Here is a 12,320-nt window from a genome sequence, read left to right on the forward strand (position 1 = left end):
GGACAAATCGGCCTGTTGTCTTTTTGTGGTGCCTGACACCATTTATTTGTCACCGTTTACTTAGTGTTTGGGTTGGTTTGTGCTGCCAGCCATTCCATGATGGTGGTTGTTTTTCCGTTGATCATGTTTGTTGGCGCATTATTGTATACATAAATCCAAGACCAGTGTCCGTTGTATTCATATGGAGTGCCATCCGCTTTGGTATATAAGCCGGAGGTATCAACTACCTTATCAAATAATGATAAATGGACATTTTTTGCTCCAACTTCGACTAAGCGTTTATACGTAGGTTCAACATATTGAGTTGTGATCACTACTGGATCGGTTTTAGCGGCAATGAACCACATTGGGAGATCCTTCATTTTTTGAATTTGTCCATCTGTAATTAAGTTATCCCTTAAGGCTTCACATGTTGGGAATGCTGCGGCAAAGTAATTGGTATAATCTCTCGCCATAAGCATGGTCATATATCCGCCGTTAGAGTCACCGCCAATGTAAATTCTGCTGGTATCAACGTCTTTGTGATTAGCTACATAATCCTTAATTAAAGACATTAGAGCATTCTCATATTTGGAGGTTCCATCTCCAAATCCGTTTAAACCGTCCATCCAAAAAGTCGGAGTTTGAGGGGCCAGAACGTAGGCACCGTCAAAGTAAGATTGAATATCCTTTGAAGCAAAGTTTGCTGCTTTATTGGCTGAGATTGGAATCGTTGGATCTGTGCCGCCTTCACCCGCGCCGTGCAGCCAGATAATTAATGGGTTTTTATGATTGTCAGTGGCTGGCGAATAGTCCGCATAAGTTAAACTAACATTGTCATAGGTTCCCTTTCCCGTTGAAAAATCATCTACCAGTTCTCTTGTTTCCCTTGCGAATTGGTCGACAACTAATCCTGAGATCGTTCCTGCACTTGTTTCAATATCCTTTTGCTGTGTGATGGTATATTTCATATCAATCCAATCATTAAAACCAGTAGTAGCCCAATCATAGTTAAGAGGTGAACCTAGGGATACATCAGGGCCAACTTTCATTTCTAAGACGACATATTTACCTGTTTGGACAGCAGGATTGCCGTCTTTATCTGCTACGTATGCTTTAGTAACTGTTCGGTCGCCTTCCTCTAGCAACGGTGTTTTTAACCGTTTATCGCTTCTGGCCACATGTACTTTGAAGGTAGCTGTTGTAACAGAGTCCTTTGGTATCGGTTTCCCAACATTGACAATTACTTTCGTGGTTGCTGCTCCCCAATCTTCAATCTCTGTCACGGTTTGATAGGATGTGGGCTGTGTATTGATTTGTTTAGCGAAAACGTTTGTATTGAGAGATAAAGTCATGGTTGCAGCCATTGTAGCCAATATGGCCCCTTTTTTCATTTTTTTAAGCATTTACCTTTACCTCCAAAATGTTATTTTTAAGGATGTCCATATTACTACTCTACTGATTGTATTTTGATAGTGTTTCTAATTGCACATCAGGTCCATTGTCATTATCTACTTCGGCAATGATATCTTTGTCCACTTTGAAATCCAGATTCCCTCTGATATCGGAAGAAGATGCCCCAATCTTGAATCTATAGGTTCCTTTTTCAACAATCCAAGAGGAAGTAGACTCATCAAATGAAGCAATATCCTTTGGATCAATAAAGAAGTTGAGCGTCTCTTTTTGACCTGGCTTCAGCTCACGGGTTTTTCCGAACGCTTTCAACTCAATCGCTGGTTTTTCTAACTTGCCGTCAGGTGCACTTACATAAAGCTGCGGAGCTTCCTTTCCAACAAAGGAACCTGTATTGGTTACTTTAAACGAGACTTTGATTTTATTTGATAAGGTATCTTTATTTAATTTAAAGTCGCTATAATCAAACGTTGTATAGGAAAGTCCGTAACCAAACTCGTAAGCTGTTTGTTTATGGAAAGTAGAATAGTAGCGGTAACCAACGTAAATGTCTTCCTTATAATTTACTAGGTTTGGATTACCGTCCGAGCTTGGGAAGTTCGAATAACTTGGCGCATCCTCTAATTTAACTGGGAAGGTCTCTGGAAGTTTTCCTGATGGATAAGCTTTTCCTGACAGAACATCTGTCAAAGCGTTTCCTGCTTCCATCCCAGGCTGCCAAGATAATAAAATGGAGTCTACAGAACCTCTCCAGCTTACGGTGTTAAACGGAGCACCAACGTTTAAGACTACTACTACCTTTTTATTAACAGTGTGATATGCATCAGTAACTTTTTTGATTAGTTCTGATTCTTTTGCAGACGGTTCAAAGGTTGTTTCATTTCCATCTGCCCCTTCTCCAGATCCTCTAGCAATCACAATCACACCAATATCTGAATTCTGTGCCATATATGCGGCATCTTCAGCAGTAAGATTTTCAGTAACCTCAGCACCGCTGGCGTTCGTGTTAACCGGTAAATATCCTCCATTTTTCAGGCCTTCTGGAAGTTGTACGGAATGCGTTGGTGTTACATAGGCGCTTCCGGTTCCCATCAAGAACATTTTTGAAGCGGCATTATCAGTTGTACACGCAGAAGCAGGAGTACCAAAACCACAGCTTGGCATCGTATATGAGTTACCAACAATTCCGACCTTTTTCACTTTTTTATCGAAAGGAAGCGCTTTATTCTCATTCTTTAATAAAACCATTCCTTCCGGCGCAGCTTCTCTTGATAGTTTTGCATTAGCAGCAGCAAGGTCAGAACTTACGCTTAGTTTCGCATTGTCAACCGTACTTAATTTTTTAAATGTTGGGGATTTGACTACTAAGTTAAGGATGTTCTCAATTGCCGTATCAAGTGTTTCCTCTTTTATTGAGCCGTCTAGGATAGCTTTTTTTACCGCCGTTTTGCCAGCGACACTTAAACTTGGCATGGACAAATCATTACCACCGTTTAACATCGCTATACCATTGTTTTTAGATCCACCCCAGTCAGTCATGACCATGCCATTAAAGCCCCAGTCACTTCTTAATACATCATTTAACAGCCAAGAGTTATGAGCAGAGAAAGGTCCATTAATAGAATTATAGGAACTCATCACTGTCCATGGGTGTGCTTCTTTTACTACTCTCTCGAATCCAGATAAATAAATTTCCCTTAAGGCACGTTCAGAAATGATTTCGTTTACTGACTGTCTGTTTGTTTCCTGATTATTAGCGGCAAAGTGCTTCATGCTAACACCCACACCTTGATCCTGAACGCCTTTTGTAAATTCGGCCGCCATTTCTCCACTTAAGTATGGATCTTCTGAATAATATTCGAAGTTTCTTCCACCTCTTGGATCTCTGTGAATATTCAATGCCGGTCCTAATATAACATCTACGCCATAATCAAAGGTTTCTTTTCCCATCGCACTAGAAACCTGGTACATTAAATCCGTATTAAAACTAGCAGATAATGCCGAGGGAATGGGGAAACCAGTTGTCGACTTATTTGCAGTTGATCCAAATCGAAGCCCAGCTGGACCATCTGCAAAGGTAAGCTTTGGAATACCAAGCCGTGGAATTGGAAACGTTCCGCCAGCAGCCCCTGTTACTGCCGCTCCAGCTCCTCCAATCAAATCCACCTTTTCGTCCAGCGTCATGGCCCGGATAACTGCTGGAATGGAAGCTTGGTCCACTAACATCGGTGTTTGCTCCTGAACCGCACCAGTTTGTACTCTACTATTATCTGTAGTAACAGCCGCAGTATTAACTTGTAATGGTGGCTGTTCTTCTGCAAGTACTCCTGAACCAGATGACAATAGCATTAAAGTAAACATGGATGAACTTAGAACTTTATAATAACCCCTCACGCCTAACAACTCCTTCTATTGAATGAAAACCCTTACATCCAAAAAGTTAACATGTAATGTATAATTCAATAAGTTCCAAGAGGTAGCATTAAATTGTGATTTACTAGATTAATTTGTTGTAGACTGAATATTCAATCAATTATTTAAAAGTCAAGAGGAATTATACATATTTCTTAGACACTATTTGACATGATATAAGATATAGGGATATTCAACTGTAAAGGAGATCCGTTTAAACTCTTTTTATCGATTCTTAGTCTCTTTCAACTAAAACAAAATAGTGAAGATTTTCGCAATAATATCCAGAAAATTATCAATAATATGAAAATTCATTTAAGTTAAACTGCTAATGAAAGCGTTTTAATTTACGAGTGCGAAAGATTTAAACTAATTTGATGGGGGTACCAGAATTATGTTAAAAAAATGGAAGAAAAAGAAAAAGTCAAAATTACTAGCATTTACTCTTACATCTTCATTACTTCTCTCAGGACTCACCTTTGACATTGCATCCGCTCAGAGTCAAAATTCAACAACCGTTCATCAAGCTCAAACTTCTGCCAAACAGACATCAACTTCTTACTTAACAGATGCGGCATCGATTGACAGTGTTATTCAAGCTATGACCCTTGAGGAAAAAGCTAAATTTGTTGTGGGTGTAGGGATGCCTGGATTCGGGGGGATGCCTCCATTTGAAGTAGTTGGAGCTGTAGGCGGTACGTTTGGAATTCCCCGTTTAGGTATTCCTGAGCTTCGGTTCGCTGACGGTCCGGCCGGCCTTAGAATCAGACCGACAAGACCAGGTCAAACGCAAACTTATTATGCAACCGCTTTCCCAATTGCGACGTCTCTTGCATCCACTTGGGATCCTGCAACAGCAGAAGCAGTAGGTCAAGCACAGGGAAATGAAGTGAAAGAATACGGTGTCGACCTTTTATTAGCACCAGCACTTAATATCCACCGTAATCCATTAAACGGACGTAACTTCGAATACTATTCAGAAGATCCATTAATTGCAGGAAAAATGGCTGCTGCGATGGTAAATGGGGTACAATCGAACGGCGTTGGCGCAACAATCAAGCACTTTGCTGCTAATAACCAGGAAACAAACCGGAATAGCATTGATACCGTCGTATCTGAACGAGCATTAAGGGAAATTTATCTTAAAGGCTTTGAAATTGCTGTTAAAGAATCCCATCCATGGTCGGTTATGAGTTCCTATAACAAAATTAATGGAACATACACTTCCCAAGATGCTGATTTGTTAACAACCGTTTTGCGCAAGGACTGGGGCTACACTGGCTTTGTGATGACAGACTGGTTTGGCGGGGATAATCCGGTCGAACAAATGAAGGCACAAAATGACATGATTATGCCAGGTTCAGCAACTCAGTCTAATTTAATTAAAACGGCAGTTGAAAGTGGAACGTTAGACGAAAAAGTGCTAGACCGCAATATTAAAAACATTCTTCAGATCGTCATCCAAACCCCTGAGTTTAAAAAGTATCAAAACACAGACAAGCCTGATTTGGCTGCTCATGCCCAAACAGCTCGAAAAGCAGCAGCAGAAGGGATGGTTCTATTAAAGAACGACATGATGCCGCTGCCGATCAGCAAGGAGCAAAAGGTCGCTTTATTTGGCAATACACAAATCGAAACGGTTAAAGGAGGAACAGGAAGCGGCGATGTCAATGCGGCTTACACCACTTCTATTGTTGAGGGATTAAAGAGTGCTGGATACCAATTAAATCAAAGTTTACTTCAGGAATATAAGACATATATTGATACATTGCGCTCGCAAGATCAGTATAAAATTAAACCAAGCCCATGGGGTGAAGATTTCGGTAAGTTAATCCCAGCCATTCCTGAAAAGCCTCTAGAAGATAACGAAATTGCTGCTGCTTCCAAAGAATCCGAAATCGGCATCATCGTTATTGGCCGAAATTCTGGAGAAGGTGCGGACCGTAAAGTGGTAAAAGGGGATTATTTATTAAGTGATGCAGAACAAGACATGATTTCGAAAGTATCATCAGAATATCATAAGCAGGGTAAAAAAGTAGCTGTTATTTTGAATATTGGCGGGCCTATCGAAGTAGCCAGCTGGAGGGATAAGGTTGATTCAATCCTGTTGGCATGGCAGCCAGGCCAAGAAGCAGGTTATGCTGTTGCTGATGTTATTTCCGGTAAAGTCAATCCATCCGGAAAATTACCAACTACATTCCCTGTAAAATACAGTGATGTTGCATCAGCAAATAGCTTCCCTGGTACGCCTGCTGAGAACCCAACACAGGTAATCTATAACGAAGACATTTATGTTGGCTATCGTTACAATACCACATTCGGTGTGAAACCTGCCTATGAATTTGGTTATGGATTATCCTATACGAACTTCAACTTTAGCCATGTAAATATCAGCGAAGGCAAGAAATTTAAGGACAAGCTTAAGGTATCCGCTATGGTGGAAAATACGGGCAAGGTCCCTGGAAGAGAGGTCGTCCAAGTGTATGTTTCCGCCCCAGATGGAAAACTTGAGAAACCTGCTGTTGAACTAAAAGCCTTTGGTAAAACAAAGGAACTTAAGCCTCATCAGCATGAGCTTCTTCAATTCGGACTTAATGCCAAAGACCTTGCCTCCTTTGATGAGCAGGAAAATGCATGGGTTCTTGAAAAGGGCACATATACAGTAAAAATTGGGGCGTCCTCAGAAGATATTAAAGAGACGGCTACATTTACAGTAGATCACGATATGGTCGTTGAAAAAGTTAACGAAGCATTGGCACCGAAAGTTGACTTTGGGAGACTTACTAAATAATTAGAAAATCATAAAAGAATGGAAACAGCCTTCATTGAAAGAGAGTGGAGGCTGTTTTATTTGAGGTCCTTTCCACTAAAAGTTCGTTGTTGATTTTTTTGAATTCTCGTATAATAACCGTAGTCGGACTGGCAGAGAGGTTAGGGAGGTACTATGAGCAAATTGTCCATCATGGCGTATACAGTTGGGATTCTATTTTTTCTTGTGAGTTGCTCATTTTCAATCTTTTATGGGTATAAGGTAGTTTCTTATGAATTACCTAATGAAGAAAAGACACTAGAAAAGTTTGATTATCATATTGTTCTTGTCACTGAGGAGTTAGATAACGAATATTGGAGACTAGTAGAAAAAGGGGCAAAGGAGGCAGCTGGAAAATATGGTGTTCAGCTGGAATACGCTGGGCCGAAACAGGCAAATATCGATGATCATGTAAAAACAATTGAAATGTCGGCTGCTTCAAAAGTTGATGGGATCCTTACTCAGGGATTGAGTGACGAACAATTTACTCCACTTATCAATCGGGTCGTAGCGAAGGGAATCCCTGTCATCACGGTCGATACGGACACCTTGAACAGTAAAAGGATGGCCTATATTGGAACGGATAATTATTATTCCGGCTTTTTAGCAGGGAAAGCTTTGATAGCGGATACAAAGGGTAATACCAATGTAGCAATTATTACGGGGAGCTTTTATGCAAACCATATGCAGCAGCGAGTTAAGGGATTTCAGGATGCTGTAAAAGCACAAAAAAGAATCCATATCATAGCGGTGGAAGAGTCAGAGATTAGCAGAGTGAAAGCAGCGGAAAAAGCCAATCAAATTTTGCAGGATCACCCTGATGTCAACGCTTTCTTTGGGACAAGTGCCTTAGATGGCATCGAGATTGCTCAGGTGGTTGAAAAATATAAAAAACAGGATCAAATTTATATTATTGGCTTTGATACACTACCGGAAACCCTGAGTTTCATAAGAAAGGGAACCATCAAGGCAACCGTTGTCCAAGAGCCATTTCAAATGGGTTATGGAGCAGTAAAAATGATGATTGATCTAATTGAGGGGAAAAAGGTTTCGCCTATTGTCCATACGGATACTCGGATTTTGAGAATAAGAGATTTACCCGTGAATCATCCGGACAGAATGGGGGAGCATGAATGATGTTATTTCGAATTAGATCAAAATTGCTGCTTTATTTCATTGTCCTTGTGGTTTTGTTAACTTCAGTCGGGTTCTTTTTTTATAACAGCAGTGAAAAGCTGGTGACGGAATATGATGACAGCTTTGAACGATTTCTTTTGCTTAATGATATTTCGCAAAGATCCAATTTAGTTACGGAAAAGCTTCATGGGTATATTTTAGATAAGGATGAATCCTACCTAAAAGACTATCGAAAAGAAAAGCTAAAACTTATTAAGGACCAGAAGAGGCTTTATAAAGTAATCAATACAAATGAGATTACGCTTACAAATTATAAAAATATGATTGACAGTTTTTTGGATGAAGGCGATGCAACTTTAGGTGCTTTTAAGCAGGACGAGATTAATCAATATTCGAGTCATTTTAATGAGGTATTGAAAATAAACTCATTCCTTCAAGAAAGCACTCTTGCGCTATTAAACAATAAGCTGACGGACTATCAAAAATTTTATAATCAAATGGAGCAGCAAAACCATTTTTATAAGCTCATGTCGATTTCCCTTTTTGCAGCTGCTTTTTTTCTAAGCACTTTGTTAGCATTATGGATTTCCGGCGGGATTACGAAGCCAATTAGACTGTTATCACATGCAGCAAAGGAGATTTCAATTGGAAACTTAGAAGGTAATGATATAAAAATTACGACAAAGGACGAACTAAAGCCATTAACAGAAACCTTTAACCAAATGCGTACGAACCTTAGACAGCTGGTAAATGAAATCAAACAACAGGGAGAGCTGGATAAGTTATTAAAAGAATTAGAGTTACGGAGTTTGCAAAATCAAATTAATCCTCATTTTTTATTCAATACATTGAATACGGTTTCAAAATTGGCCTATTTGGAGGAAGCGGAACAGACTTCGAGATTAATAGAAGCCGTGGCTGCAATACTTCGATACAACCTGACCGATTTCGATAAAGCTTCAACATTAAGAGAAGAAGTAAGAATTGTCCAGGAGTATTTTTATATTCAACAAACTCGCTTTGGAGAACGGATTTCTTTTATAACGGACATCGAGGAAGATTGTTTAGATATTGAAATCCCTAGTTTAATTCTACAACCATTAATCGAAAATGCCTTTATGCATGGGGTGGAACACTACGAAGAAGATGGCGTCATCAGGCTCCGTATTTACCGCCACAATGACCGGGTCAATGTTGAGGTCATTGATAATGGAGCAGGGATGGATGAGTACACAAAAAAGAGATTGCTTAAATATGTCGAATGTGCTGAGCCGGAAGAAGGGTATGAAGCGGAAAAATCAAAAAGCCACTCGAATGGTATTGGAGTGAAAAATGTGATTAGACGGCTGCAGCTCTTTTATCAGAGAAATGACATTTGTGAAATTGAGTCAGAGCCTTTACGCGGGACAAATTTTAGACTAACAATTCCTGAGGCTGTTAAAGGGGGAAGCACGCTTGTTGAAAATTCTTATTGTGGATGATGAAGTCCTTGAACGAACGGCGTTAACGAAAATCATTAGCAGTTCTTCAGAGGGCGTAATGGTCATTGGCGAGGCACCCAATGGAAGAATCGCGATTGAAATGGCTACAGAACACAATCCTGATATCATTTTTATGGACATAAAAATGCCGGGAATTGACGGTGTTCAGGCCGTCAAAGCCATAAAAAAAACCAACCCTGGCATTCGATTTATCATGGTTTCTGCCTTTAATACGTTTGAATATGCAAAAGAAGTGATGCAGCAGGGGGTGAAGGAATACATCTTAAAACCAAGCAGAAAACAAGATATCCTTGCATCATTAAAGCGCGTTTCCGATGAAATTTTTGAGGAGAGCAAACAGCGAGAAGAACAGCAAAATCTGCGGGAAAGCCTGGACAGGGCTGTATCAATCGCCCAAAAAGAATGGGTATCGACTGTATTAGTGAATCAGGTTCAGGATATTACCTTTGATGAATGGGGCCAACTCCTAGGGGTTGAAATTACTTCCGGCTACATCATGCTATTCTCGCTGCGGTCCAAGGGGAAGATCGAGCTAACAGCAGAGGAAAAACAGAGCTGGTATTTTTGGCTTAAGGATACCCTTAATTCTGTCATGATTAAACAGGAAATGATGGTTGGGCCGTTAACCGATTCACAAGTACCAGTCTTATTCCTGTGTAAAAAAGCAACGGAAAAGGTCCATTTTAAAACCAATGCCCAGGCCGTCATCGATAACCTGAACAGTCTCTTTGAAAAAAAACACTTCAATGCTGAACTAAGGATTGGGGTTGGTCTTCCTTATAACCATGCCCCTGAATTAAATAAATCCTATCTTGAAGCGCTCATGGCCATACAGCACCTCACGAAAACTCCAAATCGGAAGTATTTATTTGCGGTTAAACAAGGTTCGGCCGAATTGCCATCCTTATCTGGAGTGTTAGAAATAGAGAAGAAGCTATTAGAGGCCATTCGGCAGGGAGACGTCAATCAAGTCTTGTTTATTTTTGAATCATTTGCCACCATGCTGGCTGAGGACAAGAATATAAAAGGAGCCTTAGTGAAAAAGTCCTTTGACGAAATGTTTATTCTCGTTTCCCGAATGCTCCATGATTTAGGCATAAGCTATGAACGAACACCTGCAGTGGAAGAGTCTGAAGATATTATGGAGATTTTTGAAAAAGGAAAAGCCCATTTATTGGCGGTCGTTCATCATGTTCAGATTTGGCGAAATGATCATGCGAAGGGAATGCTCTATAAAGCGAAGGAGTATATCGAAACGCATTATGCTGAATCGATCACCTTAGAATTAGTGGCAGAATATGTGGAGCTTAGTCCATATTATTTCAGCAAATTATTTAAAGATCGATTTGGAATGACCTTTATTGATTATTTGACGGAAATAAGAATTAGGCATGCCAAGGCTGAGATGGTTGACCCGGGAAAAAGCTTGAAAGAAATATGCTATTCAATTGGTTACAAGGACCCAAACTATTTTAGCCGCGTGTTTAAAAAACACACAGGCTTATCGCCAACTGAATTTCGAAAAGTAACAGTAAGTTAATATTATTATTCTAATAAGACTAATCCGCAGGAGTGGATTGGTCTTTTTTTGATTTGTGGATAAATGAGTTCAAAATAAAGCGTTTGCAAAAAAGTCTAGATAATCACAAATTAATGCTAGACTTTTGAACTATTGAGGAAAACCCACTCATGCTAACATATCTGTAAGGGCTTACACTAAGGTTAGCGAGGCGTTGTGCTGCTTACCAGAGTCTTTACTAAATAGTAAAAGGAGAATGACAACATGTTTAAAAAGAAAAAAGGTTTAATTCTATCTTTGACAGTTGCATCTAGTATTCTATTAGCAACAGGCTGCAGTGATTCAACTAGCGGTACAGATTCTGGCAAGGGCAGCAGTCTTCCAGCAGTTGGTGCAACGATTTACAAATTTGATGACAACTTCATGTCTTATGTTCGCCGTGCAATGGAATCATCAGCTAAAGACAACGTTAAGCTTATGTTGAATGACTCTCAAAACGACCAAGCAAAACAAATTGAGCAAGTGGATACACTTATTGCCAAAGGAGCTAAGTCTCTAGCCATTAACTTAGTTGACCCAAAAGCCGCTCAAACCATTATCGATAAAGCAAAACCAAAAAATATTCCAGTTATCTTCTTTAACAAAGAGCCGGATGCGAGCGTATTAAAAGGCTACGATAAAGCTTACTATGTAGGAACAACTTCTTCTGAATCAGGTGTTCTTCAAGGTCAATTGATCGCAAAAGCTTGGGAAGCTAACAAAGATAAATATGATAAAAATAAAGATGGCAAAATCCAATACGTATTATTAAAGGGTGAGCCAGGACACCCAGATGCAGAGGCACGTACAAAATTTGCTGTGGATACTGTAAAAGAAAAAGGTATTCAGATGGAAGAATTAGCAATGGATACGGCGATGTGGGATGCAACAAAAGCTACCGAAAAAATGGATGCTTGGTTAGCTAAGTACAGTGACAAGATTGAATTCGTAATCGCTAACAACGACGGAATGGCACTAGGTGCAGTTGCTTCTCTTGAAAAAGCAGGCTACTTCTCTGGTGACAAGTTCATGCCAGTCGTAGGTGTTGACGCGATTCCTGAAGCACTTGAAATGATTGAAAAGGGCAAGATGGTTGGTACGATCTTAAATGACGCAAAAAACCAAGGTAAAGCAACAATCGAACTTGCAGCAAATGCAGCAAAGGGTAAAGACGTATTAGACGGAACAGAATGGAAACTTGACGACAACAAAGCAGTTCGTGTTCCTTACATCGAAGTAACAAAAGATAATATCCAAGTTGGTAAAGACGCTTATAAGTAAGAACTAATATAGAAGAAGCGCCTAGTCCGGGGAAAAAAGTAGTTCATTTTTTCCTAGGGGTTGGAACCAGCCCCTAGGCGCTCTTCGAACGAAGGAAAAGGGGTCACTTTTCTTTCGTTCGGAGTATGACTCCACCCGAAACTGGAGCTGGACACCGTTTTTTGAAAAGGCTCTTTTCGTAAAATTTGTTGCTTTTGAAGCTTTATAAGAGTCATTTACTAAGTTTCTA

Annotated in this window: 7 protein-coding genes; 5 read left to right on the forward strand and 2 right to left on the reverse strand. The window is 39.9% G+C overall.

All coding sequences use genetic code 11. The features are described 5' to 3' along the window. Window positions 1-56 precede the first annotated feature (56 nt). Both V7137_RS17035 and V7137_RS17040 read right to left on the reverse strand, forming a co-directional pair. Window positions 57-1,385, reverse strand: a complete 1,329-nt coding sequence (locus V7137_RS17035) for a prolyl oligopeptidase family serine peptidase (RefSeq protein WP_335699191.1) — start codon at window positions 1,383-1,385, stop codon at window positions 57-59. Window positions 1,386-1,434: 49 nt separating this feature from the next. Further along, window positions 1,435-3,786, reverse strand: a complete 2,352-nt coding sequence (locus tag V7137_RS17040) for a glycoside hydrolase family 3 N-terminal domain-containing protein (protein WP_335699192.1) — start codon at window positions 3,784-3,786, stop codon at window positions 1,435-1,437. Window positions 3,787-4,198: 412 nt separating this feature from the next. Here V7137_RS17040 and V7137_RS17045 point away from each other — a divergent pair, with 412 nt between their 5' ends. The 5 genes from V7137_RS17045 to mglB all read left to right on the forward strand — a co-directional run bounded on the left by V7137_RS17045 (window position 4,199) and on the right by mglB (window position 12,091). Continuing rightward, entirely contained in the window at window positions 4,199-6,595 is a 2,397-nt protein-coding gene (locus tag V7137_RS17045; protein WP_335699193.1) for a beta-glucosidase, read from the forward strand. A 153-nt stretch (window positions 6,596-6,748) separates the two neighbouring features. After that, window positions 6,749-7,750, forward strand: coding sequence for a sugar-binding protein (locus V7137_RS17050; RefSeq protein ID WP_335699194.1), 1,002 nt, complete (start codon window positions 6,749-6,751; stop codon window positions 7,748-7,750). Further along, on the forward strand, window positions 7,747-9,231 hold the full coding sequence (locus V7137_RS17055) for a sensor histidine kinase (RefSeq protein WP_335699195.1): 1,485 nt from the start codon (window positions 7,747-7,749) through the stop codon (window positions 9,229-9,231). Before V7137_RS17050 ends, V7137_RS17055 begins: the two co-directional genes overlap by 4 nt. After that, on the forward strand, window positions 9,206-10,792 hold the full coding sequence (locus V7137_RS17060) for a response regulator transcription factor (RefSeq protein ID WP_335699196.1): 1,587 nt from the start codon (window positions 9,206-9,208) through the stop codon (window positions 10,790-10,792). Before V7137_RS17055 ends, V7137_RS17060 begins: the two co-directional genes overlap by 26 nt. 243 nt (window positions 10,793-11,035) lie before the next feature. Next, entirely contained in the window at window positions 11,036-12,091 is a 1,056-nt protein-coding gene (gene mglB, locus V7137_RS17065) for a galactose/glucose ABC transporter substrate-binding protein MglB (RefSeq protein ID WP_335699197.1), read from the forward strand. Window positions 12,092-12,320 lie beyond the last annotated feature (229 nt).

Origin of the sequence: Neobacillus drentensis (genome assembly GCF_036962765.1) — a bacterium.
GTDB lineage: Bacteria > Bacillota > Bacilli > Bacillales > Cytobacillaceae > Neobacillus > Neobacillus drentensis_C.